General features: G+C 66.9%; 27 protein-coding genes. 11 read left to right on the forward strand and 16 right to left on the reverse strand.

Going from position 1 to position 23,252, the window contains the following annotated elements; translation table 11 throughout:
* Nucleotides 1–77 precede the first annotated feature (77 nt).
* The 7 genes from ACQ260_RS01715 (at nt 78) to ACQ260_RS01745 (ending at nt 7,423) form a co-directional block, all read left to right on the forward strand.
* Nucleotides 78–698 carry a PGPGW domain-containing protein gene (locus ACQ260_RS01715; RefSeq protein ID WP_432557668.1) on the forward strand — a complete coding sequence of 207 codons (621 nt, stop codon included), beginning with the start codon at nt 78–80 and terminating at the stop codon, nt 696–698.
* 16 nt (nt 699–714) lie between these two features.
* Nucleotides 715–1,515 (forward strand): glycerophosphodiester phosphodiesterase family protein, encoded by an 801-nt coding sequence (locus ACQ260_RS01720; RefSeq protein ID WP_432557669.1) that lies wholly within the window; start codon nt 715–717, stop codon nt 1,513–1,515.
* 58 nt (nt 1,516–1,573) lie between these two features.
* Nucleotides 1,574–1,912: an RNA polymerase-binding protein RbpA gene (locus tag ACQ260_RS01725; RefSeq protein WP_432557670.1), complete on the forward strand. Its 339-nt coding sequence runs from the start codon at nt 1,574–1,576 to the stop codon at nt 1,910–1,912.
* 90 nt (nt 1,913–2,002) lie between these two features.
* On the forward strand, nt 2,003–3,292 hold the full coding sequence (locus ACQ260_RS01730) for a GlnX family signal transduction membrane protein (protein WP_432557671.1): 1,290 nt from the start codon (nt 2,003–2,005) through the stop codon (nt 3,290–3,292).
* Nucleotides 3,289–4,245, forward strand: coding sequence for a glutamate ABC transporter substrate-binding protein (locus ACQ260_RS01735; protein ID WP_432557672.1), 957 nt, complete (start codon nt 3,289–3,291; stop codon nt 4,243–4,245). Before ACQ260_RS01730 ends, ACQ260_RS01735 begins: the two co-directional genes overlap by 4 nt.
* A 20-nt stretch (nt 4,246–4,265) precedes the next feature.
* Complete coding sequence (locus ACQ260_RS01740) at nt 4,266–6,497, forward strand: serine/threonine-protein kinase (RefSeq protein WP_432557673.1); 2,232 nt, start codon at nt 4,266–4,268, stop codon at nt 6,495–6,497.
* Nucleotides 6,494–7,423, forward strand: coding sequence for a protein phosphatase 2C domain-containing protein (locus ACQ260_RS01745; RefSeq protein WP_432557674.1), 930 nt, complete (start codon nt 6,494–6,496; stop codon nt 7,421–7,423). The genes ACQ260_RS01740 and ACQ260_RS01745 overlap by 4 nt, the downstream gene beginning before the upstream one ends.
* 18 nt (nt 7,424–7,441) lie before the next feature.
* Here the strand turns inward: ACQ260_RS01745 and ACQ260_RS01750 are convergent, their stop codons facing one another.
* Genes ACQ260_RS01750 through ACQ260_RS01770 form a run of 5 tightly spaced genes read right to left on the reverse strand, consistent with a single transcriptional unit; the run spans nt 7,442 to nt 11,221 of the window.
* Entirely contained in the window at nt 7,442–7,630 is a 189-nt protein-coding gene (locus ACQ260_RS01750; protein WP_432557675.1) for a hypothetical protein, read from the reverse strand.
* 44 nt (nt 7,631–7,674) lie between these two features.
* Nucleotides 7,675–8,253 carry an FxsA family protein gene (locus tag ACQ260_RS01755; protein WP_432557676.1) on the reverse strand — a complete coding sequence of 193 codons (579 nt, stop codon included), beginning with the start codon at nt 8,251–8,253 and terminating at the stop codon, nt 7,675–7,677.
* The gene (locus ACQ260_RS01760; protein ID WP_432557677.1) at nt 8,250–9,032 is read right to left on the reverse strand and encodes a polyprenol monophosphomannose synthase; all 783 of its coding nucleotides are present in this window, start codon (nt 9,030–9,032) and stop codon (nt 8,250–8,252) included. Before ACQ260_RS01760 ends, ACQ260_RS01755 begins: the two co-directional genes overlap by 4 nt.
* Before the next feature lie 2 nt (nt 9,033–9,034).
* Nucleotides 9,035–10,732 (reverse strand): apolipoprotein N-acyltransferase, encoded by a 1,698-nt coding sequence (lnt, locus tag ACQ260_RS01765; RefSeq protein ID WP_432557678.1) that lies wholly within the window; start codon nt 10,730–10,732, stop codon nt 9,035–9,037.
* A 51-nt stretch (nt 10,733–10,783) separates the two neighbouring features.
* Nucleotides 10,784–11,221, reverse strand: a complete 438-nt coding sequence (locus ACQ260_RS01770) for an Lrp/AsnC family transcriptional regulator (protein ID WP_432557679.1) — start codon at nt 11,219–11,221, stop codon at nt 10,784–10,786.
* A 65-nt stretch (nt 11,222–11,286) separates the two neighbouring features.
* Here ACQ260_RS01770 and ACQ260_RS01775 point away from each other — a divergent pair, with 65 nt between their 5' ends.
* Nucleotides 11,287–12,306: a 5'-3' exonuclease gene (locus tag ACQ260_RS01775; protein WP_432557680.1), complete on the forward strand. Its 1,020-nt coding sequence runs from the start codon at nt 11,287–11,289 to the stop codon at nt 12,304–12,306.
* Here ACQ260_RS01775 and ACQ260_RS01780 read toward each other — a convergent pair.
* The 9 genes from ACQ260_RS01780 to thpR form a co-directional block, all read right to left on the reverse strand.
* The gene (locus tag ACQ260_RS01780) at nt 12,275–12,499 is read right to left on the reverse strand and encodes a hypothetical protein (RefSeq protein WP_432557681.1); all 225 of its coding nucleotides are present in this window, start codon (nt 12,497–12,499) and stop codon (nt 12,275–12,277) included. The genes ACQ260_RS01775 and ACQ260_RS01780 overlap by 32 nt on opposite strands.
* A complete protein-coding gene (locus tag ACQ260_RS01785; protein WP_432557682.1) occupies nt 12,496–13,080 on the reverse strand; it encodes a PadR family transcriptional regulator in 585 nt (194 codons plus the stop codon). Before ACQ260_RS01785 ends, ACQ260_RS01780 begins: the two co-directional genes overlap by 4 nt.
* A 68-nt stretch (nt 13,081–13,148) precedes the next feature.
* Entirely contained in the window at nt 13,149–13,592 is a 444-nt protein-coding gene (locus ACQ260_RS01790) for an HNH endonuclease (protein WP_432557683.1), read from the reverse strand.
* 357 nt (nt 13,593–13,949) lie between these two features.
* Entirely contained in the window at nt 13,950–14,180 is a 231-nt protein-coding gene (locus tag ACQ260_RS01795; RefSeq protein ID WP_432557684.1) for a helix-turn-helix domain-containing protein, read from the reverse strand.
* Nucleotides 14,180–14,797 (reverse strand): DUF2975 domain-containing protein, encoded by a 618-nt coding sequence (locus ACQ260_RS01800; protein ID WP_432557685.1) that lies wholly within the window; start codon nt 14,795–14,797, stop codon nt 14,180–14,182. The genes ACQ260_RS01795 and ACQ260_RS01800 overlap by 1 nt, the downstream gene beginning before the upstream one ends.
* 111 nt (nt 14,798–14,908) lie before the next feature.
* Complete coding sequence (metW, locus tag ACQ260_RS01805) at nt 14,909–15,541, reverse strand: methionine biosynthesis protein MetW (RefSeq protein ID WP_432557686.1); 633 nt, start codon at nt 15,539–15,541, stop codon at nt 14,909–14,911.
* The gene (metX, locus tag ACQ260_RS01810; RefSeq protein WP_432557687.1) at nt 15,538–16,746 is read right to left on the reverse strand and encodes a homoserine O-acetyltransferase MetX; all 1,209 of its coding nucleotides are present in this window, start codon (nt 16,744–16,746) and stop codon (nt 15,538–15,540) included. The genes metW and metX overlap by 4 nt, the downstream gene beginning before the upstream one ends.
* Nucleotides 16,747–16,750: 4 nt before the next feature.
* Nucleotides 16,751–18,049, reverse strand: coding sequence for an O-acetylhomoserine aminocarboxypropyltransferase/cysteine synthase family protein (locus ACQ260_RS01815; protein ID WP_432557688.1), 1,299 nt, complete (start codon nt 18,047–18,049; stop codon nt 16,751–16,753).
* Between the two features lie 10 nt (nt 18,050–18,059).
* A complete protein-coding gene (thpR, locus tag ACQ260_RS01820) occupies nt 18,060–18,677 on the reverse strand; it encodes an RNA 2',3'-cyclic phosphodiesterase (protein WP_432557689.1) in 618 nt (205 codons plus the stop codon).
* 14 nt (nt 18,678–18,691) lie between these two features.
* Here thpR and ACQ260_RS01825 point away from each other — a divergent pair, with 14 nt between their 5' ends.
* Nucleotides 18,692–19,768: an ATP-dependent DNA ligase gene (locus ACQ260_RS01825; RefSeq protein WP_432557690.1), complete on the forward strand. Its 1,077-nt coding sequence runs from the start codon at nt 18,692–18,694 to the stop codon at nt 19,766–19,768.
* A 68-nt stretch (nt 19,769–19,836) separates the two neighbouring features.
* Here ACQ260_RS01825 and ACQ260_RS01830 read toward each other — a convergent pair whose 3' ends face one another.
* Together ACQ260_RS01830 and ACQ260_RS01835 are read right to left on the reverse strand one after the other, a co-directional pair.
* Nucleotides 19,837–20,673 carry a hypothetical protein gene (locus ACQ260_RS01830; protein ID WP_432557691.1) on the reverse strand — a complete coding sequence of 279 codons (837 nt, stop codon included), beginning with the start codon at nt 20,671–20,673 and terminating at the stop codon, nt 19,837–19,839.
* 130 nt (nt 20,674–20,803) lie between these two features.
* Entirely contained in the window at nt 20,804–21,529 is a 726-nt protein-coding gene (locus ACQ260_RS01835; RefSeq protein WP_432557692.1) for a FadR/GntR family transcriptional regulator, read from the reverse strand.
* A 202-nt stretch (nt 21,530–21,731) separates the two neighbouring features.
* Between ACQ260_RS01835 and ACQ260_RS01840 the strand changes: the two genes are divergently transcribed.
* Entirely contained in the window at nt 21,732–22,124 is a 393-nt protein-coding gene (locus ACQ260_RS01840; RefSeq protein WP_432557693.1) for a hypothetical protein, read from the forward strand.
* A 2-nt stretch (nt 22,125–22,126) separates the two neighbouring features.
* Nucleotides 22,127–23,209, forward strand: a complete 1,083-nt coding sequence (locus tag ACQ260_RS01845) for an alpha/beta fold hydrolase (protein WP_432557694.1) — start codon at nt 22,127–22,129, stop codon at nt 23,207–23,209.
* The last annotated feature ends 43 nt before the right edge of the window (nt 23,210–23,252 follow it).

Consider the following 23,252-nt stretch of genomic DNA (forward strand, 5'->3'; position numbering starts at 1 on the left):
GCGGGCTGCTGATCTGCGGGGGTGCGCCCTACCGGCCGCTTGCGTACCCCATCTGCCCACCCGCATAAAGTGGCCCCATGCGTGCTGAGCGGGACGAGTCCGAGGAGGACCGACCCGGCGCGACCGAGGGATTGGACAAGGAGGCCCAAGCCATCACCGAGCAAGCCACCGCATCGGCCGTGACGAGAGACTCCTCCGAACCCGACGCCGACCACGCCGAACCCGACGCCGACGAGGCCGAATCGGACTCCGGTCTGCATCTGCCCCACCTGCCGCACATTCGCCCGCCGAACCTCATTGAGCCGGAGGAAGACCGCTGGCGGTGGCGCGCGAAGATCCGTCGTGACCCGCGGAAGCTGTTCTTCTATCGGATCGGGGTCGGGATCGCGGGGCTCGTGCTCATGATCGCGGCCGCGTTGACCGGTCCCCTGCCCGGCCCGGGCGGGATCCCGCTGTTCTTGCTGGGGTTGGCGATCTGGTCGAGCGAGTTCGAGCGGGCAAACCGGCTCATGGGGTGGTTCAAACGTCAGTTCGACCGATATCGGGGGTGGAGCCGGGGCCGGCGCGTGCTTTTCTGGGCCGTGGTCATCGTCTGTGCCTGGGCCTTCTTCTATCTCGGCATGCTCATCTATGGGATTCCGCTCTGGCTGCCCGACGCCGCCCAGGAATGGCTGCAGCGGCTGCCGGGAGTGCGCTGACGGACATACTGATCGCATGCTCTCGGCCCGGCGCCTGCGCGCCTCCCAGCACCCCTATTTCGACGCTCCCTTCATCGCCATGGCCCATCGGGGCGGGGCGTTGCTGCCGGCGAACATCGGTCGGGAGAACACCCTCCACGCTTTCGCCCGGGCCGTGGAACTCGGCTACCGCTATCTCGAGACCGACGTCCATGTCACGGCCGACGGCACGCTGGTCGCCTTTCACGACGACCGACTCGACCGGGTCACGGATCGGGCCGGGCTGATCGCGGAGTTGCCGTGGGCGGAAGTGCGCAAAGCCCGGATCGGGGGTCACGACGCCGTCCCCACACTCGACGAGTTGCTCGACGCGTTCCCCGACCGACGGTTCAACATCGACATCAAGGCGCCCGGTGCAGTCGACCCTCTCGTCCGGACGCTCGCGGCGCATCGGGCCGAGGATCGTGTCTGCGTGGGCTCCTTCGGCGTCGATCGCATTCGCGCGTTCCGCCGCCGGACGGGTGGGTCGGTCGCGACCTCACTGTCCCAAGTGGGGGTGGCTTGGACCAGATTCCTGCCGCTGGTGCCGCGTGTGTTGCCGGCGCCGGGACTGGCTCTGCAGATTCCCATCCACACCGAGATCCGGGGACGACAGGTCAGGCTCGTCACGCGGGGCCTGATCGCCCGTGCGCACGCCGCCGGGCTGCACGTGCATGTGTGGACGATCGATGATCCTCGGGTTATGCACGAGTTGCTCGATCTCGGGATAGATGGCCTGATCAGTGACAGGATCGATGTGCTGCGGGAAGTCTGCGAGGAACGTCGCCTCTGGAACTGAGGGAACAAATCCGGACTTCCGGGCGTTGCACGGGTCAAGACGTCTTCTGGAGGTTGCCATGGCTGATCGTTCACTGCGCGGAACCGGGTTGGGCGCCAAGAGCTTCGAGGATGAGTCCAGCATCGAATTCGCGCCTCGTCAGGAGATCGGGTTCGACTGCCCTGCCGGACACCACTTCTCGCGGGTGTTCGCGGAGGGTGCGGAGTTGCCGACGAGTTGGGAGTGCCCCCGTTGTGGGCGGCTGTCCAAACGCTCGGACGGCGTGGAAATGGTGCTCAAGGAGGAGAAGCCAGCTCGGACCCACTGGGACATGCTGCTGGAGCGGCGCTCGATCGCCGAGCTGGAGGATCTGCTCGCTGAGCGACTCGATCTCCTGAGATCGAAGCACAGCGCCTGACCGTTTCCGCTCGACCGGGTGGCCCGAAGCCCGGTGATGACCCCGCGTCACACCGCGGTCGGGACCGGGTCACCCGCTAGTCTCGGCCGCATGACGCAGGCCACCCAAAGTGCCCCGCCGGGGGCTGCAGCCACATCGTCCTCGGCGGTTGTCGGGTCATCCGGACATGCCTCCGTGCCGGCGGGCCGGGAGATTCCCCAGCAGCTGAGCCGGATGCGCATCCTCAGCGTGATTGTCGTCCTCGCCTTTGCCGCGCTCACAGCTTTGCAGCTCATCATCGCGGGCCAGTCGCTTCAGGCGGCCGACAAGGACACCGCACAGCTCGTCCGAGTGCAGGACATCAAAGTGCACATGCTGCGCGCCGACGCGCTCGCCACGAATGCCTTCCTCATCGGGGGCCTCGAGGCCCCCGAGCAGCGCGAACGCTATGACGCATCCCTCGCGGCCGTGAGCCGCGGCATCGCAGAGGCAGCCCAGGCGCAGCCCCTTGACCGGGCTGTGCTGGTCGAGTTGAACGAGGTCGTGCTCCACTACGCCGAGGGCATGGCGCAGGCGCGCGCCACCAACCGACAGGGCCTGCCGGTGGGAGCCGGCTATCTGCGCGCCTCCAGCAACGAGTTGCGTGACCGCGGCGTCGTGCTCATCGATGCACTCGTCGACGCGAACACCGAGCGGGCGTCCCGCTCCCTGGGTGCCCACATCCCCGTGCTGGTGGCCCTGCCCGCCTTTGCCGCGCTGATCGTGCTCGGGCTCATGAACCAGTGGATCGCGCGCCGATTCCACCGCCGCGTCAACACCGGGCTTGCCGGTGCCGCGGCGGCAATTCTCGTCCTCGGCATCGCAGCTTTCGCGCTGAGCATGACCCAGGCGGGCGCGAACGCGCAGCTGCGGTCGGGCGACTATGCGACCGCAGTCAACGGTTCCGAGGCCCGCAGCGCTGCCAATGCGGCCAAGACCAACGAGAGCCTGCGTCTCGTGGCGCGCGGCTCGGGCCAGTCGTTCGAGGACGCCTGGGAAGAGTTCTCGGGTGAGGTCGGTGCCGCGCTGCAGGAGCCCGAGCTGGCGGGTGCGCCGACACAGGACTGGGAAGATTACGTCGCCGGACACCGCGAGGTAGTCCGCCTCGATTCCGGTGGCGAGTGGGACGCTGCGGTCGCGTTGGCGACCAACCGGGACGACAACTCACCGAGCAGCCGGTTCGCCGCGTTCGATGCAGGCATGGAGGATCTGATCACCTCCGCGGCTGACAACGCGTCGACCGTCCTGCGCTCCACCCGTCCCGCCTTTCTCATCACCACGATTGCGACGATCCTCGGTGGCCTCGCAGCAGCGGGCCTCGCTTGGCGCGGGGTCACGGCCCGTCTGAAGGAGTACGCATGATCCGCCGCCTCACCGGCTCCCTCGTCGGAGCGCTCACCATTTTCGCGCTGGCCGCCTGCGGTGCGACGCCCACTGTCGTTCCACCGGTGCCTGAGCCGACCCAGGACGCCGCGCCTCCCGCCGCGGCCGGGCCCACCTGTGACAACGCCACCCAGTCCTATGCACCGACCGGCCTCCCGGGTCCGGATGACCTGCCCTCCGGCTCCACGATGGCCGCCATCAAGCAGCGCGGCCGCTTAGTGGTGGGCGTCTCGTCCGACAGCTATCTTCTCGGCTCCCGCAACCCGCAGACCGGCGTGATCGAAGGCTTCGACATCGACATGGCCCACGCGATGGCCAAGGCAATCTTCGGCGCAGACGCGCAGGCGCAACTCCGAGTCATCTCGGCCGCTGACCGCATCCCGCTTCTGGAAGCCCATGAAGTCGATCTCGTCGTCCGCAACATGACGATGACGTGTGATCGTTGGGAACAGATCGGATTCTCGGCGGAATATTACCGCTCAGGGCAGAAGCTGATGGTGCGCAAGGGCTCGGGGATCACGAACCTGGACACGTTGGCGGAACGGCGCGTCTGCGCACCGCGCGGCACCTCCACCCTCAACCAGATCCGCGAACTCGCGCCCGGCGCGGAGCTCGTCCCCGCCGACACCCACACCGGCTGTTTGGTGCTCTTCCAGCAGGGGCGGGTCGACGCGATCACCGGTGACGACACCGTGCTGGCCGGCCTGGCGGCCCAAGATCCCTACGGTGTCGTCCTGCCGGGCGATGCTTTCACCGAGGAGCCCTACGGCATCGGCGTCCCGGCGGATCAGGTGGACATGGCCCGATTCGCGAACGCAGTGCTGGAACGCATGCGGGCCGACGGCCGTTGGCAAGCGTCCTACGACCGCTGGCTCCGGCCGACCCTGGGCGAGGGACAGCAGCCCAACCCCGTTTATGGTCGCGACGACTGACGCACCCGGAAGGACCTGAGATGAGCGCATGTTCCCAGCCCGGTTGCACCGGTTCTGTCCATGACGGCTATTGCGACGTGTGTGGCATGCCGCCGGACGCGCCGCCGGCTGCGCCTGCGGACGCGGACGAGGCAACGGCGCTGGCCGACGACACCGCCCTGGCCGACGACATCGACTCGGGCCGCAGCGTCGCGTCCGCACGCCTCGGGTCTGCCGCGATGGGATCGGCACGGACGGGCTCCCAATCGACACGGCGTGTCCGCTCCGACTCGCAGCGCGTGCGTTCCGCACGGCTGGGTGCCGGCCTCACGACCATCCCGTCGGTCGAACCCGTTGATCCCCATGTGGTCGTCAAGGCGGAGGCGTCCGTCCCGGAGGCGAAGCGGAACTGTGCCCAGTGCGGCTCCCCGGTGGGGCGGGCGGTCGGCGGCCGCCCGGGCCGGGAGGAGGGATTCTGCTCCAAGTGCGGAACAGCCTTCTCGTTCTCCGCGAAGCTCAGAAAGGGAGACCTGGTCGCCGGGCAATATCTGGTGGCCGGTGCTCTCGCGCACGGCGGTCTCGGGTGGATCTATCTGGCTCAGGACCGCAACGTGTCCGACCGGTGGGTGGTCCTCAAGGGCCTCCTGAATTCCAGCGACCCCGACGCCCTCGCCGCGGCTATTGCCGAGCAGCGGTTCCTGGCCCGCGTCGATCACCCGTCGATCGTCCAGATCTACAACTTCGTCACCCATGACGAGGCCGGCTACATCGTGATGGAGTTCGTCGGCGGGCAGTCACTGAAGCAGATCCTCAAGGATCGGATGGCCGCCAACGGTGGGGTCTATGAACCGCTGCCGGTGGACCAGGCGTTGGCGTACATCATTGAGATCCTGCCCGCCTTCCAATATCTCCACGATCAGGGCATGGTCTATTGCGACTTCAAACCCGACAACCTGATCCAGATCGGGGACGCCGTCAAGCTGATCGACCTCGGCGGTGTGCGCCACCTGCAGGACGATGGCTCCGCGATCTATGGCACGGTCGGCTATCAGGCCCCGGAAGTGCCGCGCCAGGGCACGAGCGTGGCGTCCGACATCTACACGATCGGCCGGACACTGCTGGTGCTGTGCCATGAGTTCCGCGGCTATCAGACCACCTATCTGCACAGCCTGCCGGAACCCGCCGACACTCCCCTGTTCCAGCAATACGACTCGTTGTTCTGGCTGCTCACGAAGTGCTGCGCCCCGAACCCGGACGACCGGTTCGGGTCGGCCGACGAGTTGCGGGCACAGGCGCTCGGCGTGCTCCGCGAGGTCGTGGCACTGAAGTCCCCCGGAGCCGCCCAGACGTCGGCGCCCTCCCTCTATTTCGCGAATCCGGCGGCGTCCACCGACCGCATGACGTGGGATGAACTGCCGGCGCTGAAGCCGGATCCGAGCGATCAGCAGTACGCCTGGCTGCAGAACATCGCCCCCGGCGATCCGGAGACCCGTCTGCAGGACTTGGCGACCGCGCCGGCCGAGACCGCAGAGATCTGGTTGGCCCGCGGTGAGGAGCACCTGCGGGCCGGAGACCCGGCGATGGCCGAGAACTGCGCCCAGAGGATGCTCAAGGCCGATCCGTGGGAGTGGCGCGCGCTGTGGTTGAGCGGCCTCGCCGCCCTGCAGGCGGCGGATCCCACGCGGGCACAGCAGGCGTTCAACACCGTCTATCAGCAGGTCCCGGGGGAACTCGCGCCGAAGCTCGCGCTCGCCGTGGCGTGTGAAGCGGGCGAACAACTCGATGTCGCGGAGAACCTCTATCGGACCTGCGCCGAGACCGATGCCGCCTATGTCGCGCCCGCCGCGTTCGGGCTCGCCCGGGTTCGCGTGGCGCGCAGTGATATCGCGGACGCGACCGCAGCACTCGACATGGTGCCGCCCAGCAGCCGCAGCTATGTCGAATCCCGGCGCTTCCGAGCCGACCTGCTGGCCGGCTCCGAGCACGCGGACGTCGCCACGCTGGACGCCGCGATGAAGAGCATCGACGGGGTGTCATTGGGAGTCACCGAACGCGAAACCATCGTGTCGCGGGTGCTGTCGCGAGCCCTCGACCTGCTGTCCGGAAAGGGGCCGCAGCAGGGCAGGATCGGACCCTTCGAGACCAAGGAGCCCGTGCTCCGGGATGCACTGGAGAGCTCCTATCGGACGCTCGCCCGTGAGGCCCTGCGACCCGAGGACCGCATCGATTTGGTCAACCAGGCCAATTCCGTCCGCAGCTGGACCCTGCGATGAGCACCGAACCAGCGCGGACGATGGAGTGCGAGCGGTGCGGCCATCCGATGCACGACGACGCGGTCTTCTGTGAAAACTGTGGCGCGGCGGTGTCCACCCCGGTGCAGGACGAGAAGGGCGACCGCGATCACTTCACTCTGGCACCGGCCTCCTGGGTGGCCGGCGTCTGCGATCGCGGTCAGGTGGACCGCGGCAACGAGGACGCCATGGCTCTCGCCGCGACCGAACCCGCCGGGTCGCACGCGGCGCTGGTCGTGTGCGATGGCGTCACCTCCGCCCCGGATTCCGATGTCGCCTCGCTGGCCGCGGCCCGGGCAGCACTGGCTATCCTCGCTGCGCCGTTCAGCAAGGGGCTGGGCGGGGAGGACAGCGCCGTGGTGGCGGCGGGGCGTACCTTCGAGCGGGCGGTTCGCGAGGCCCAGACCGCAGTGTTGCGGGAGAGCGAACGCAACTCCGTGCGGGCCGGAGCCTGCACTTTCGCCGCGGCGGTCGTGTCGGGCGACGTGGTGTGGACGGCGGGGATCGGGGACTCGCGGGTCTATCTGGTCCCCGACGACGGCAAGCCGCTCATGCTCACCACCGATGACTCGATGGCCGAGCTGCTGATTTCCTCCGGTGTCCCCCGGGCTGATGCCGAGGACACGCCGATCGCCCACACGATCACTCGCTGGTTGGGGGTGGACGCCCCGGACTTGGATCCGCACGCGCGGAGGTTCGAGTTGTCCGGTCCCGGTTGGCTCATCGTTTGTTCGGACGGGCTGTGGAACTATGCGTCTGCGGAGCAGGATGTCGCCGCGGTGCTGGCAGAAGTCCAGGAAACAGTGTCCTCGTCCGAGCCGTTGGCGCTGGCAGAGGGACTCGTGCGGTGGGCCAACGAGCAGGGCGGCAGCGACAACGTCACCGTGGCGCTGGCCCGGGTCGGCTGAGTCAACCCGATCGCGTGGTCACGTGCGCGGCGGTGGTGGTGGCGCGTTGCGGTTCCGCCATTGGAGGACGGCAAGGAAGCCGGCGATGCTGAAGAACAGCAGCACCCAAGTGATCGGATCGGCCTCGTTGCGGAAGATCCGAAGGATCTGACTCACCGCGACGAAGCTCAACGCGAACACGGTGATCGAGAACAGCAGTCGGTGCATGGATGCCTCCGGGTGGTGTTGTGGGATGCCGGGCCCCGTCTGGTTCAGCGGCGCTCGTCACGGTCGTCGTCGGCGACCGGTTCTTCAACGACCTCGCCTTGGATGACGTCGCCCTGGGCCGGGGGCGGGCCCGGATGTTCGTCGACCGGGCGCGGCGGGAAGCCGGGCATGCCGAACGGGGGCAGCATCCCTGGCTCCGGTGTGAACTTGCGGGCCTGACGGGCGATCGACCATCCGAGAACGCGTCGCATCATCGGCCGGGTGAACGGCAGCAGGAACAGCATCGCGACAATGTCGGTGAGGAAGCCCGGGAAGACCAGCAGGAGCGCGCCCACCAGCACCATCGCTGCGTCCGCCATGCGGCCGCTCGGAAACTCGCCTGTCCGGAGCGCCTCGTTGATGCCCTTCCAGGCCTTGCCACCCTCACGTCGCGACAGCCACGTGCCGAGCACGGCCAAGACGATCAGCAACCCGATCGTGGGCAGAAGGCCGATCCAGTTCCCGACCTGCAGCAGCACCCAGATCTCGGCCATCGGCACTGCGATCAGCAGCACCAACAGCAGCGGGAGGGTCCAGGAGCGTCGGCGACGACCGGAACCGGGCGGCAGCTGCGGAGAGCTCATCGGCCGATCGGCCTGCCCTTGCCGCGCAGGCCCCGGAGCTGGGTCAGCCGGTGGTTGACGCCCATCTTCGTGGTCTGCTTGAGCGCTTCGAAGAACACATCGGAAGTCATCTTGGAGTTGCCTCGCTCCCGCTCCTTGAAGTCGATCGGCACCTCCACGACGGTCATGCCGTTCTGATAGGTGTGCCAGGTCAGGTCGCGCTGGATGCCGTAGCCCTCGGCCTCGATGTCATCAATGATGAGACGCAGGGTTGCGGCCTTGAACGCGTTGAGTCCGCCGGTCACGTCCTTGATCGGCATCCCCAGCATGAGTCTGGTCCAGAGGGAGCCGGCCCGGGACAGGACCTCGCGATGCAGGGGCCAGTTGACGACCGACCCGCCCTTGACCCAGCGCGATCCCTTCACCATGTCGGCGCCGGCGACCAGCGCGTCCAGCAGCCGGTGCAACTGCTCGGGCTGGTGGGAGCCATCGGCGTCGAACTCGACGAGCACGTCGTAGTCTCGCTCCAGCCCCCACCGGAAACTCGCAAGATAGGCAGCGCTGAGGCCTTCCTTGCCCTTGCGGTGCAGCACCTGGATGTGGTCGTCGGCCGCGGCGAGCTCGTCGGCGATGCGGCCCGTGCCGTCCGGTGAGTTGTCGTCCGCGATGAGGATGTGGGCGGCAGGCACCGCCGTCCGGAGGCGCTGCGTGATCAATTCGATGTTCTCGGCCTCGTTGTACGTCGGGATGATGACGAGGATCCTGCCCAGGCCAGGATAGGAATCGATCTTGTCGGCCACGGTCACTTCTTTCGCAGATCGTCGGATGCCTCAGCGCGCTGGCTGTCAATCCCCCATTCTGGCCCATCCGGCGGCGGAACCGCCAAAGCCCGGTCCGTGCGTCGGCGCACCAATGCGGTTCGACCTGCGAGAGTCAGCGCCACAACGGCTCCCGCAAGCGTCACGGCGTCGTAGACGCTCGCCAGCCGGACGGCCGGAGTCAGCGCCGTTCGCAGCGGCACCACATAGCTGTTCGAGGTCGCCGTGCCCACTTCGCTGCGGTCCAGGATCCGCCCGAACGGATCGATGAACCCCGACTCCGCGTTCGTGGTCGACACCACGATCTCCCGGCGGGCTTCCATCGCCCGCACCCGGGTGATCGCGAACTGCTGCGGGATCTGCGCTGTGCCGCGATAGGTCGCGTTGTTCGACTGCACCACCAGGACCTGGGATCCACGGACTGCCTCATGGACGGTCGCGTCGTAGGCGAGTTCGAAGCAGATCACATCCCCGACCCGGAGGGTGCGTCCGTCGGGCAGGGTCCCGGACAGTACGCCCGGCTCGGTGCCCGGCACGGATTGCGCGCCCACCAGTTCGAGCAGGGGAATTCGGGGCAGCAGGATGTCGCGGAAGGGGATGTATTCCCCGAACGGCACCAGATTCCGCTTGTGGTATTTGTCGGTGATCCCCCGCTCCGGATCCCACCACAGCGCGGTGGTCTGGCGCTCGTTCGCGCCGGGGCCGTCCGTTACCGCACCGACCAGGATCGGTCGTTCGGCCACGGCCACGGCGGACGCGACGGTGGCCCGCGTCTGAGCGTCGGTCTGCGGGTCGATGTCGGTGGAGTTCTCCGGCCAGAGCACGAAATCCGGCATGGGCACCGCGCCGGCACGCGCCCGCGCCATCAACGTGATCGTCTCGCCCAGATGATTGTTGGTGACCGACCGGGCACGTCCCATGGCACCGATGCCGGCGCCTCCGTCGACATTCCCCTGGACCATGCCGATGGTGACGGAGCCTTGGTCCCCGGCGGGCTGATAGGCGGCACCGACCGAAATGATGCCTGCGATCCCGATGAGGACACCGAGGGTAATGGTCGTCGGACACACCCACCCGCGCGGGTTCGCCCAGAGCCTGACCACCAGCCACGCGAGCAGGGCGGCCAGGAGCGCTGTCGCAACCGTCACCCCCATGACACCCACGATGGGCAGGACTCCCCCGAGCGGGGCGTCTGCCTGGGCGTACGCCAACCGGATCCACCCGAACCCACCGAACGGGACACGCGCATAGATGAACTCGATCGCTCCCCAGGCAAGACCGACGGCCAACGGCCACCACGTCAGGCCACGCAGCCACCGGACCGCCATCCCGAGCAGGCCGAAGAACAGTGCTTCGAACGCGATCAATGCCGCTGCGAGGAACGCGCCGGCACCGTCGACAAGCGCGGACAGCCAATTGAGGGACACCGCGCCCAGCCCGAGTCCGAAGCCATAGCCCAGCCCGAAGCCCCGCCCCGCGGGGCGCAACTTCGGGTCGAACAGCATCAACCAGCCGGCCATCCCGACGAACAGCAGGGGCCACAGGTTGGTGGGCGCGAACGCCAACCCGGCCACGGCGCCCATCGCCGTCGCGACGACGAACCGCAGACCCCGGGGCCACGCCGGGACGAGGTGCTGTGTCGTCGGACCGGCACAGGGGCTGGTGGGGAGACAGATCGCCACGGCCGCGAGCCTACTCGCGCCTGCGAGTCCGACCGGCTCTCACGACGTCCCTCAGAGGGTCGAACGGTCGGCGAACGGCACCGAGAGCACCAAGGTGGTGTGGGTCGAGACCCGCGCGTGGGATCGGATCTCCGCGAGGAGCCGCTCCAGATCGGTCGGGTTCTCGCACTGCACCATCAACAGATAGTTGGCATCGCCCGCGATCGAATAGCAGGACACGATCTCGGGGATGTGCTGCAGCCGGTCGGGGGTGTCGTCGGGTTGACCCGGCTCGAACGGCTGCACCGCGATGAACGCGGTCAACCCGCGGCCGAGCGCGGTCCGATCGATGAGGGCGGTATAGCCCCGGATGATCCCCCGCTGCTCCAGACGGCGCACGCGCTGTTGTGCCGCGGAGGTCGACAGCCCGGTCTCGCGGCCGATGTCGGTGTAGGAGATGCGTCCGTCCGCAGCCAGCAGCTTCAGGATCTTCTTGTCCATCTCCTCCATGGCAGCAGTGTTCCACTGCTCGCGGGGCGCTCGGATTTCGTCCACGGGTGAGGAATCATGGCGCCATGACCCAACCTGCCGACGGCGGCGCCAGGCTGATGCTGCTGGACACCGCGAGCCTCTATTTCCGGGCGTTCTATGGGATGCCGGACAGCCTGCGCACTCCGGACGGTCAGCCGGTGAATGCCGTGCGCGGCCTGCTCGACTTCATAGCCCGGCTGATCCGCGATCACGACGCCACCCACCTCGTCGCCTGTTGGGACAATGACTGGCGGCCGCAGTGGCGGGTGGACCTTCTGCCGAGCTACAAGACCCATCGAGTCGCGGTGCCGGCCCCGGGGTCCGCTGCGGCTTCGGTCATCGGCGCCGGCGGCGTAGGCGCTGAATCGGGCGTTGCCGAGGAGGCACCGGACACCCTCGCCCCTCAAGTGCCGTGGATCATGGAGACCCTGACCGCGCTCGGACTGTCGGTGGTGGGCGTCGACGGGTTCGAGGCCGATGACGTGATCGCCACGCTGGCCACAAGGTTCGCCCCGGAGTGTGAGCGCGTGGACGTCGTCACCGGGGACCGCGACCTGTTTCAACTGGTCGATGACCAGCTGGGGATTCGCTGTCTCTACACTGCGCGGGGCATGTCGAACCTCGCGGCGGTCGACGCGGCCTGGGTGCGGGACAAATACGGGATCGAACCCCAGCGCTATGCCGACTTCGCAGCCCTGCGCGGCGACACGTCCGACGGCATCCCCGGTGTCGCGGGAGTCGGGGAGAAGACGGCGGCGGTTCTGGTGAACGAGTACGCCGATCTCCCCGCTCTGGTGGCCGCCGCTGAGGACCCAGCGTCCCGACTGACCAAGGCACAACGCACCCGCGTGCTGGCGGGTCGGGACTATCTCGCCTTCGCCGGCGATGTCGTGCGCACGCGCAGGGACCTCGACGTGGCGGTCGCGCTGAACGAGGTGGCGCTCCCCCAGGCGCCCGCAGACCTCGATGAGTTTGCGGCGCTCACCGACCGACTCGGGCTCGGCAGCAGCGCCGAACGCATCGTGGCCGCGCTCAGCCGCGATTCCGGCGCAGCACGGCACTGAAGGTGAGGATCAGGCCCGCGAGACCCAGGACGGCACCGACGACGAAACCGATCGTGTCGCTGGGCACGGCAGCGCAGTTCCCGTCGGGGCACGAACGCCACGGGGTGAGGAAGAACAGCGCCATCACCGCGAAGCCGACGAAGAACAGGGCCTGACCGATCACGAAATTGCGGGAGATGCCGAGGCTGTTCATGCGGAAGCGTCCTTCAGTGCGGGAGTGTCATCGTCGGCCCGGGTCGCGTCACCGGCGTCGCTGTCGAAGCGTGCCAGCAAATCATCGGTGGCGTCCAGCCAGGTGATCTCGGTCCGGATGTGGGCGAGCCGTCGGGCCCTGGCGGCATAGCGCAGGGCGCTGCCGAGGTCGGTGCCACGCTCCCACCTCTCGGAAGTGAGCTCCTCCTCGACGGCTTGGAGGTCCGCACGGCGTTCGGCGAGCGTTTGCCGGGTGTTGGCCGGCGGGCACAGCGAGCCGAACCACACCCGGAGGTCGAATGGGTCGCGCGGACCGGTCGGCACCTCCGCAGGTGACGCCAACCAGCTCCGCAACTCCGCTCGGCCGGCGGCGGTGATCTCATGGGGATGCTGACTGGGCCGGTCCGTCTGCACGACGGTGTGCCGGGTCACCAGTTTGATCTTGGTGAGGCTGGCGAGGGTTCGATAGATCTGAGCCTGGTCCGCGGACCACAGACCCGCGGCGGTGATGCGGTGACGGATGTCGTATCCGGTGAGAGGCCCTTCGTGCAAAAGGCCCAGAATCACATGCTTGAGAGACACATATGCAGGATAGGTCCTATAGGTGTGTTGTCACCTATAGGACCTATCCAAATCAGTCGTGTCGCGGGTCAGTGCGTCGCCAGCTCGGCGCGCGACGGCGCGTACGGCTTGAACAACAGCGCCATCCCCGCCTCCTTGGGCGTCCGGTCGGCCTTGATCAGGTTGCACGGACCGCAGGCCGAGATCGTGTTCAGCCAGGAGTTCGGCCCGCCGCGCGAGGTCGGCAACAGGTGGTCGACCGTTGACGCGTGACCGCCGCAATAGGCGCAGGTGTGTCGGTCCCGCTTGAGGACGCCGCGCTTGGTCCAGCCCGGGGCCCGCGCATAGAGGAAAGCGGTCTTCACATAGCGGATCAGCCGGAGGACCACGGGCCACGGATAGGGTCCGATGGCGTGACCTTCTCGGGCCTCCTCGACGATCGCGACCTCACGCACCAACATGCCGATCGCGTGCTTCACCGACACTGTGTGCAGGGCTGTGTTGTCGGTGTTGAGCACCAGGACTCCGCTCATGATCTCCTCCTTCCACGGCGACGCAGGGCGCTGAAAACACAAAAACCGTCCTGCGAGACCGCAGGACGGTGACTTGACGCCGACAAACTCCACGGGAGGAGGTCAGCCCAGACAGCCATCGATCGTGCGGCGACGCAGGCAGGGACACCAAGGCGACAGGCTCTGATCGGTCGTGACGATGCCGGTGGCATAGCGCTCGTCGAACATGGCCTGCTCCTTTCGTGCTCCATTGATTGGTGCTTCAGCGGGCTCATCGTGCCCGGGCAGGGCGATGATCCGGAAACAGAATAGTTGCGCGCTGGAGAACTGTCACCGAATTTCTTCGGCAGATCTTGCTGGTCACCAGAAGCGTCGGGCCTATTCCGGGACCGACGCCACCGAGAAGAGGTCGCCCACGCTGCAGTCGAGTGCGGAGCAGATCGCGGTGAGCGTTGCGAATCGGACCGCCTTCGCCCGATTGTTCTTGAGCACGGACAGATTGACCAGGGACACCCCGACCTCCTCGCTCAGCGCGGTGAGCGTCATCCCCCTCGCCTCCAGCAGGCGGTCAAGGTGGCAGACCACCCGGTGCGGATCCTCGACCGGCATCAGACCAGCCCCTCGACGTCCTCGCGAAGGGCAAGGCCCCGCGCGTACACCTCTGTCAGCACCACCAGCAACGCCGCCACCACGATCGGCAGGAAGTCCTGCAGCCGGACAGTGAACAGGACCGACGGCAGCGACTGGACCTGGGTGATCAGCATGAAGTTGACCAGCGGACCCAGGAAGGGCCAGCACGCCGCCGCAAAGGCGACGCTGAGGGCGAGAACCCGGGCGTGCCGAAGGGAGCGCCGCGTGAAGGGCTCCCCCGCCATGACCGCATCGATCAGCCGCCACAAGCACCAGACGGCGATCAGGCCTGCGATGAGGAGGACTGCTGCAGGGAGTCCGGCCAACGCGCGCTGGCCCAGCGTCGGATCGGACACCGTCCATTCGATTTCCGAGCTGAACCGGGCGGACGCGCCGGTTGCGATGTCCGGGGCGGCATAGGCCGGCCCATCCTCGGCCACGCTGCTCGTGAAGTGCAGCGGACCGGTCGGCCAGAACTGGATCGCACAACCAACGACCAAGAACAGGGCTGCGATCAGGAGAACGACGCGGGCGGCGATGAAGTCCCCCCTGGACGCGGTGAACATCGACTTGGTGGGAGCAGAGGTATCGGACATTGGCGTTGGCCTTCCGGCGAATCGGGGCGAGGATGCTGCAACACCATGAATCTTATCGAGAGTCGATATTATCGAGTCTCGATAAGCGTGAGTTTTTCCAAGGAGTTTTGTTCAGCTTTTTCTCAGCACGTAGACGGCCGAACCGGCCAGCAGATTGGCCATGCGCACGCCCCGTTTCAGCGGCCGCCACGATTCCACCAGCGGGATGCGTGTCTCGATCTCGAAGCCGGTCGCCGCGAAGAACGCCTCCAGGTCGGCGAGCGTCGTGTAGCGAACGTTGGGCGAGTCATACCAGGTGAACGGCAGGTCCTTGGAGATCGGCATATGCCCACCGATCAGTGCCAACCGATTGCGCCACAGTCCGAAGTTGGGCACCGAGACGATGATCCGCTCCCCCACGCGCCCCATCTCCTCGATGAGCGCCCGCGGCTGCCGGATCGCCTGCAGGGTCCTCGACATCACCACCATGTCGTAGGAGTTGTCCGCGAAGTGCTGCAGACCGGCCTCGATGTCGAGATCGATGATCGACAATCCGCGTCGGATCGCTTTGATGACCTGGTCATTGTCGCTGTCCACACCCGTGCCGGTGCAGTCCTTGTGGGCCATCAGATGGGCGAGGAGAGTCCCGGAGCCACAGCCGAGGTCCAGGACACGGGAACCGGCCGGGATCAGATCCGCCACCAGGGCGAGGTCAGCCCGGAGCGGCGTGTGCCCGAGCGGGGTGTCGTGATCGTTGACCCTCACAGCACCTCTTCCTGTGCGCGCTCCAGGAAAGCGCGGATCGTGTCGTGGTACGCCGAAATCGGCAGCAGGAACGAGTCATGTCCCCACACCGACGGGATCTCCCGGAACGTGACCGGCAGACGACCACGCTCCAGGACATGCGCGATGCGCCGGGAATGGCTGGTGTCGAATCGCCAGTCGGTGTCGAAGGACAGCACGCAGAACTTCGTGCCCGCCTGCTGCACGGCGGCGAACGCGTCGCCGGGGCGGTCCTCGTCGATGTCGGCGAACGCGTCGAAATAGTCCATGACGCGGGTCAGATAGAGATAGGACAGCGCATCGAAGCGGTTGAGGAACGCCTCGCCCTGATAGTTGAGATAGCTCTCGACCGCGAAATCAGCACCGAACCCGTGGCGCGGGGTCTCGGAGTCCTGGAAGCGGCGACCGAACTTCTCGGCGAGCCCTTCCTCGGACAGATAGGTGATGTGCGCCATCATCCGCGCGATCGAGAGCCCGAAGTCGGGGTTCGTGCCGTTCTCGCGATAACGCCCCTCGGCGAAACCGGGATCGCGCTTGATCGCCTCCCGCGCCACCGCGGAGAACGCGATGTTCTGCGCGGTGAGCCGGGACGACGCGGCGATGATCAGTGCGTGGGTCATGTCCTCGGGATGCGACAGAGCCCACTGGAGGACCTGCATGCCACCGAGCGAGCCGCCGACGGCGGCGAGCAGCCGGCGTACGCCCAAATGCGCCAGGAGCGCCCGGTGCACGGTCACGAAATCCGCCATCTGGAGCAGAGGAAAGTCCAGCCCGTATTCGCGGCCCGTGGCGGGATTCATCGAGGCCGGTCCGGTCGTGCCCTGACAACCACCCAACAGATTCGCCGACACCACGAACAGGTGATCGGTGTCGACCGGTCGGCCCGGGCCGATCAGATTGTCCCACCAGCCCGCTTTGCGCGACCCCTCGTGCGTGCCGGCAGCGTTGGCGTCCCCGGTCAGCGCATGGCAGATGAAGACGGCGTTGGTGCCCTCGTCGTTGAGCTCGCCATAGGTCTCATAGGCGACATCGACCTCGGTGAGGGTCGCTCCGCTGGTGAGCGTGAGCGGGTGGGACGCATCGAACAGTCGCACCCGGTGCGTTTCGACGGTGCCCACCCCCGGGCCGACGGGTGTGCCGAGGGTCGTTTCCGACGAGGTCGGCCCGAGGGTGGATCCACTTGTCACCGGGTCATTCTCCCCCACCGCCGTGGGCGCTCAGGGACTGGTCCAAGTCGGCGATGATGTCGTCGATGTGCTCGATGCCGATCGACAGACGGACCATGTCAGCCGGCACCCCGGCCGCCACCAGTTCGTTCTCGGTGAGCTGACTGTGGGTGGTCGAGGCGTTGTGGATGGCCAGCGACTTGGCATCGCCGATGTTCGCCAGGTGCGAGAACAGCTGCAGCCCTTCCACGAAGCGGGAGCCCGCCTCGCGCCCGGCCTTGAGCCCGAACGACACCAGACCGCCATAACCGCGGCCGGTGAAAACGCGGTCCGCGACCGCTCCATAGGGATTGCCCTCGAGCCCCGGATAGTTCACATAGGCGACCGCCGGGTGACCCGCCAGATAGTCCGCCACCTTCTGGGCGTTCTCGCAATGCCGCTCCATGCGCAGATGGAGTGTCTCGAGACCCTGCAGGAACAGCCACGAGTTCATCGGTGCCTGGGTCGCGCCGGTGTTGCGCAGCAGGACGGTGCGAGCCCGGATGATGTAGGCGAGATTGCCGACAGCCTCGGTCCACACGACACCGTGATAGGCCCCGTCGGGCCCGGTCAGCCCGGGGAACCGCTCCGCATGAGCATTCCAGTCGAAGTTGCCGGAATCGACGATGACGCCGCCCATCGAGGTGCCGTGGCCGCCGATGTACTTCGTCGCCGCATGGACCGACACGTCCGCACCATGCTCGAACGGCTTGCACAGGAACGGGGTCGTCGCGGTGTTGTCGACGATGAACGGCAACCCCTGGGCGTGGGCGGCCTCGGACCAGGCGTCGAGGTCGATCACGTTGATCTTGGGGTTGCACAGGGTCTCACCGAAGACCAGCTTGGTCTTGTCGTCGACGTGCTGCGCGAGGTCCTCGGGCTTCTCGGGATCGACGAAGCGGACCTCGATGCCGTACTGCGGCAGCGTGTGCGCGAACAGCGCGTAGGTGCCGCCGTAGAGCGTCGACAGCGCGATGATGTTGTCGCCCGCGTAGGTCAGGTTCAGCACCGCATAGGTGATGGCGGCCGCACCCGACGAGGTGGACACCGCCCCGACACCGCCCTCGAGGGCGGTGATGCGCTCCTCGAAGACGCCCGTCGTCGGGTTCATGATGCGCGAATAGATGTTGCCAGGCTTGCGCAGCGCGAAGAGATCGGCCGCGTGCTCGGCGTCATCGAAGACATAGGAAGTGGTCTGATAGATCGGCACAGCGCGGGCGTTGGTGGCGCTGTCGGGCTCCTCCTGGCCGGCGTGCACGGCCAGGGTTTCTGGGCGATAGGACATGGGGAGCAACCTAGTCACCCGCGCCGACGGTTTCCAGACGACCCAAGGCTCCGCCCGACCCGGCGGGTTTGAACGGGAAACGCCCCAGGACCTCATAGCGTGAGCGGTTGCGCGGCCCTTGGCGCAGGTGCGAGCGGATCAGGGTGAGTTCGGTCGCTGTCCAGTCGAAGCCCCCGAACGAATCGAGTACGCCCAGCCACCGCGTACCGTCGAACCGCGTCCGGGTCCGGGCGAGCGTGAGGTGGGGCACGAACCGCGCCCCGTCGGGCGGCGCGCCGACCGTGCTCGCCAGTGCCCTGCCGGTCTTGCTCAATGCGGCCAGCGGTTCGTCCCCCAGCGTCACGCCCAGATAGAACACCCTGGCCTGGAAGGGATCGGGAAAGCAGCCGCCGCCTCCGATGCGGACCGGGAAGCGTGGCGTACGCGCGGCCAACTGGTCCAGGCCCTCCAGGAGCGGGTCCAGGCTCCGATCGGGCAGGTCGTCGATGAACAGGGTGGTGATGTGCCAGTGCTCGGGCCAGACCCACGACAGCCGCCGGTCGGCTTCGCGCCGAGGGCCGATGTAGTCCTCCATTTCTTCGATCACGGTCTGCGGCGGGACCACCGCCGCGAAGGTACGTCCGGTCATGCTTCGATGATGCCGTGAAACTGCCTGTGCTGCCTCCCGTGAAGCCGATGCTCGCCAAACCCGTGGCGGCGATCCCGCCCGGGCAGCTGTATGAGCCGAAGTGGGACGGGTTCCGCTCGATCGTGTTCGCCGATGGCGACGAGGTGGTGCTGGGCAGTCGCAACGAACGCCCGCTCACGCGCTATTTCCCGGAGTTGGTGAGGGAGTTCGTCGACCAGCTCGACGTCCCCTGCGTGCTCGATGGGGAGATCATCGTGCCGGGGCCGGGCCGGCGGCGGCTTGAGTTCGAGATGCTGCAGCAGCGGATCCATCCGGCCGAGAGTCGGGTGCGGATGTTGTCCGAGACGACACCGGCGGAGTACGTCGCCTTCGACCTTCTCGCCGTCGGCGACCAGGACCTGCGCGACCAGCCGCTGGCGACGCGGCGTGCGCGTCTGGTGGAGCTCTTCTCGACCGTGCGCGCGCCCCTGCACCTGACCCCACTCACCGATGACGTCGAGGTCGCGCAGCGCTGGTTCACGGAGTGGGAAGGGGCTGGCCTCGACGGCATCATCGCCAAGGCGCCGGACTTGGCGTACCTCCCCGACAAGCGGGTCATGAGCAAGGTCAAGCATGCCCGCACGGCCGACTGCGTCGTCGCCGGCTATCGCCCCCACAAGAACGACGCCGAGGCGATCGGGTCACTGCTGTTGGGGCTCTATGACGACGAGGGGCGGTTGGCATCGGTCGGTGTGATCGGCGCATTCCCGGCGAAGCGACGCAAGGAGATGTACGCCGAACTCCAGCCGCTGGTCACCGACCTGGTGGATCATCCGTGGTCGTGGGCTGCGGAAATGACCGATCACGAAGGCGCTCGATCGCCGCGGAAATCCGAGATGTCGCGCTGGAACAACGGAAAAGACCTGAGCTTCGTGCCGCTGCGGCCGGAACTGGTGGTGGAAGTGAAATACGACTATTTGGAAGGATCCCGTTTTCGGCACACGGGGCAATTCTCCAAGTGGCGACCTGACCGTGATCCGGCGTCGTGCACGTTCGACCAGTTGGAAAGCATTGCGCCATTCGATCTGAACGAGATTCTGCCCATCACCTGAGCTGCGTGAACAAAACTGTGGCCCCGGACGCGATGCCCGGGGCCACAGTTTTTGAAGCTGGTCAGAAATCAGCGCTTGCGGCGAGCGCGGTTCAGGCCGTAACCGGCAGCACCGAGGAGGCCGGCACCGGCAACGCCGAGGAAGATCAGGCCGCTGGCGTCAGCCTCGCCACCGGAGTTGACCTTCTTCGGGTGATCCGGCTTGTGGGTCTTGCCGGGATCCGTCGGCGTGGCGCTGGCTTCCCAGGTCACGCTGGCGCTCGGGTCCGTGGACACGGTGGGGTCTCCGGTCGTGGGAGCCGTGGGATCAGTGCTCGTGGTGGGGTCCGCGGTCGAGGTCGGGTCCGCAGTCGAGGTCGGGTCCGCAGTCGAGGTGGGATCCGCGGTCGAGGTCGGGTCCGCGGTCGAGGTCGGGTCGCTCGTCGGCGGCGTCGAGGTGCAGTTGTCGATGGTGAAGACCTTGGTGCCGATGTCAGCGGAACCGGAGTAGGCGGTCACCTTGACCTGGGTCACAGTCTGATTGGCAACCGGGGCCAACGTGAAGTTCTGGCGCAGGTTCAGTTCGCTGCCGGACTTGCTCTCGGTGACCCGCATGGACAGGGGGCTTGCATTCACCGCTTGGCCACCCGTCTGGCCTCCGCGGCCACCCTGGGTCTCGAAGGCGATGCGGACGTCTTCGCCGCCCGCGGCGACGCCGCCGTAACCACGCAGTTCGACGGCGACCGTGCAGCCGTCGATGTGCGGGTTGTTGTCAGGGACCTCAGTGATGCTCGCCGGATCCTGCACGGCAACGCTGCCGCTGCCGTCGATTGCGAAGGCGGGCGCCGCTGAGAAGGTGGACAGCGCCACCGTTGTGCCGAGTGCTGCAGCCGCGATACGGCGTGCGTGCTTGTGGGTGATGTTCATGATGATCTCCATCGCATCGGGGAAGGTATGTGGGAGAAGTCCGTGCGATGGAGTCTTTCGGCAGCGCGCGCTAACGGCACGCACCGACGCGGCGTGTCATCAAAATGATATGAACGCGTTCAACCGCGTGTCAGGCCATGAGCTCGTCGCGGCCCTCGCTCGCGAGCGTTGCGTCCGCAAGCCGGCCGAGGTGGCGTTCGAGACGAGTCCGTGCACGCGCCCAGTCGCCGATCGCCAGAGCGTCGTGGATGGCCTCGTGCTCGCGGTGGCACACACCCTGGTCGAGCAGGATGAATTCGGGATCTTGAGGCGTCCCGTCGATTTCCTCACCGTGCATTTCGATGAGGGTCTGGGCAAACAGCGCCAGAGGGGCATTGTCCGCTCGCTGCGCGAGCGTGACGTGGAATCCATGACCCGAATCCTGGGTGCCGATGGTGCTGGATTCGAACTGAATAGCAGCCATGAGCTGACCACTCACCGCAGGATCCACCGCACGTTCCGCGAGAGAATCGAAGCACGTGAGCTCGAGAGCCGTGCGGGCCGCCACCAGGCTGGCCAGATCGAGGCGCTGATATTGCAGCAGCAGCGAGGCCGACCGGCGGACCGCGTGCGCGCTCGGCGCGTCGACGACCAAGCCGCCACCTGGCCCCCGCCGCATCCGCGCCGTGCCGTGATGTTCCAGGAGCCGGACTGCTTCGCGGAGGACACCGCGACTCGCGCCGTGCTCCTCCATCAGCGACTGTTCCGACCCGATGAGCTGACCCACGGGCCAGCCCAGTTCCACGATGCGATCCTCGATGGCCCGTGCCACATGCTCGGCGCGTTTTTGGCTGCCACCCTGGCTAGCACGGCTCATCGGAGTCTCCTCGGCTTATGTCTGGATTCTGCATAGAGGATCCCCCACTCAAGCTATCGATCGCATTTTCCGGGCCGCCAGGCGGGACGCACCCGACGCGTGCGGCGCCACCGCCGCGGTGAGCATGCGACCAGCCATTCCGGACTGCGGTCGAGCCGACTAGCATCGGAGTGGAGAGCCACCGAGACAAAGGACATTCGCCATGACCGAACAGGTCACTGTTACCGAGCGCTTGCGCAAGGGAATCGATGAATTCTTCGGGTCCAGCGGCGCAGGCCTGGAAGAGGTCGTCAACACCAAGGCCTTCGGCGACATCCTTGCCCAGCTCACGGGCAACCTTGTTGCCATCAGCCGCATCGGTGGCGAAACCCTCGACCTCCTGATCCGCAACGCGCGTCTCGCCGGCCGCCGTGACGTTTCCGAGCTGGGGCGGCAGCTCGCCCGCAACGAGGACAAGCTCGAGGCCGTGCTGGCCCTGGTCGAAGAACTGCAGGACGAGCTCAAGGCCGAGCGGGCCAAGAACGCGGGTGCCGAGCCGAGCGCACCGGCCAAGAAGGCGACGGCGCGCAAGTCGGCCGTCTCCGGAACGGAGTGACCGTGGCCGCCTCAGGTCTCAAGGGCGCCCTTCGCGGAGCGGCGCGGCTGCCGAAGCAGCTCCTCGAGTTCTCCAACATCATGCTGACGACCGAGGACGCGCGCGTGGGCGCGACGCCCAAAGAGGTCGTGTGGACCTACCGCAAGACGACGCTCTATCGCTACCGCTCCACCAACCGCCGCCATCCGGTGCCGATCCTCTTGGTGTTCGCTCTGATCAACCGCCCGGACATCTTTGATCTCCGGCCCGGCAACTCGTTCGTCGAATTCCTGCTGGAGCAGGGGTTCGATGTCTATCTCGTCGACTGGGGCATCGCAGGTGACGAGGAGAGCGAGATGGGTCTCGACGACTACGCGCTCGATCATCTGCCCGCTGCGATCCGCGAACTGCGTCGCCGCAGCGGAGCGGATGAGATCACCATGGTCGGCTGGTGCATGGGCGCCGCCCTCAGCGGCATTTATCTCGCACTGACCCCGGACGCTCCCGTCCGCAACTGGGTGCCTCTCACCATGCCCCTCGACACCGAGAACAGCACCTATCAGACCTGGATGGGCCGCGAGACGTTCGACGTCGACCAGTTGGCCCGCAGCATTCCCTCGCTGCCCGGCTGGGCAGTGAACACGGCGAACAAGATGTTGAAGCCGGTGCCGAACTTCCTCGGGACGCCCGTGCGTCTGTGGACCCAGGTGCAGGACGGCACCGTGAACAAGGTCAGTCATCAGGCGATGGCCAAGTGGGTCGCAGACAATCCCCCGTTTCCGGCCAAGGCATTCGCCGAATGGGTGAACGCCCTCTTCAAGGAGAACGCACTCGTCAAGGGCGAGATGGTGATGCGTGGACAGCCGGTCGACCTCGGCAACATCCGCCAGTCAGTCCTGATCGTGACGGCGTCGATGGACCACATCGCCCCCCGCGAAGGGACACTCCCGCTGCTCGACCTGTTGGGTTCGGACGACGTGGAATATATGGACCGGGTCGGAGGCCACATCGGCCTGATGGCCGGTTCGAAGGCGAAACGGGAGATCTGGCCCGAGATCGTCGCGTGGCTCGAGCCGCGAAGCCAACTCGAGCCACGAAGCCAATAAGAAACGGAACATCGAGCTCCGGGCCCGATCGGACGCTCGCTAG

Source organism: Ammonicoccus luteus, assembly GCF_050880385.1.
Taxonomy (GTDB): domain Bacteria; phylum Actinomycetota; class Actinomycetes; order Propionibacteriales; family Propionibacteriaceae; genus Enemella.

Coding starts and splice junctions, on each gene's coding strand:
- ACQ260_RS01715 (WP_432557668.1), top strand. CDS start 78: ATGCGTGCTGAGCGGGACGAGTCCGAGGAGGACCGACCCGGCGCGACC.
- ACQ260_RS01720 (WP_432557669.1), top strand. CDS start 715: ATGCTCTCGGCCCGGCGCCTGCGCGCCTCCCAGCACCCCTATTTCGAC.
- ACQ260_RS01725 (WP_432557670.1), top strand. CDS start 1,574: ATGGCTGATCGTTCACTGCGCGGAACCGGGTTGGGCGCCAAGAGCTTC.
- ACQ260_RS01730 (WP_432557671.1), top strand. CDS start 2,003: ATGACGCAGGCCACCCAAAGTGCCCCGCCGGGGGCTGCAGCCACATCG.
- ACQ260_RS01735 (WP_432557672.1), top strand. CDS start 3,289: ATGATCCGCCGCCTCACCGGCTCCCTCGTCGGAGCGCTCACCATTTTC.
- ACQ260_RS01740 (WP_432557673.1), top strand. CDS start 4,266: ATGAGCGCATGTTCCCAGCCCGGTTGCACCGGTTCTGTCCATGACGGC.
- ACQ260_RS01745 (WP_432557674.1), top strand. CDS start 6,494: ATGAGCACCGAACCAGCGCGGACGATGGAGTGCGAGCGGTGCGGCCAT.
- ACQ260_RS01750 (WP_432557675.1), bottom strand. CDS start 7,630: ATGCACCGACTGCTGTTCTCGATCACCGTGTTCGCGTTGAGCTTCGTC.
- ACQ260_RS01755 (WP_432557676.1), bottom strand. CDS start 8,253: ATGAGCTCTCCGCAGCTGCCGCCCGGTTCCGGTCGTCGCCGACGCTCC.
- ACQ260_RS01770 (WP_432557679.1), bottom strand. CDS start 11,221: ATGGAGGAGATGGACAAGAAGATCCTGAAGCTGCTGGCTGCGGACGGA.
- ACQ260_RS01775 (WP_432557680.1), top strand. CDS start 11,287: ATGACCCAACCTGCCGACGGCGGCGCCAGGCTGATGCTGCTGGACACC.
- ACQ260_RS01780 (WP_432557681.1), bottom strand. CDS start 12,499: ATGAACAGCCTCGGCATCTCCCGCAATTTCGTGATCGGTCAGGCCCTG.
- ACQ260_RS01790 (WP_432557683.1), bottom strand. CDS start 13,592: ATGAGCGGAGTCCTGGTGCTCAACACCGACAACACAGCCCTGCACACA.
- ACQ260_RS01795 (WP_432557684.1), bottom strand. CDS start 14,180: ATGCCGGTCGAGGATCCGCACCGGGTGGTCTGCCACCTTGACCGCCTG.
- ACQ260_RS01800 (WP_432557685.1), bottom strand. CDS start 14,797: ATGTCCGATACCTCTGCTCCCACCAAGTCGATGTTCACCGCGTCCAGG.
- ACQ260_RS01815 (WP_432557688.1), bottom strand. CDS start 18,049: ATGTCCTATCGCCCAGAAACCCTGGCCGTGCACGCCGGCCAGGAGGAG.
- thpR (WP_432557689.1), bottom strand. CDS start 18,677: ATGACCGGACGTACCTTCGCGGCGGTGGTCCCGCCGCAGACCGTGATC.
- ACQ260_RS01830 (WP_432557691.1), bottom strand. CDS start 20,673: ATGAACATCACCCACAAGCACGCACGCCGTATCGCGGCTGCAGCACTC.
- ACQ260_RS01835 (WP_432557692.1), bottom strand. CDS start 21,529: ATGAGCCGTGCTAGCCAGGGTGGCAGCCAAAAACGCGCCGAGCATGTG.
- ACQ260_RS01840 (WP_432557693.1), top strand. CDS start 21,732: ATGACCGAACAGGTCACTGTTACCGAGCGCTTGCGCAAGGGAATCGAT.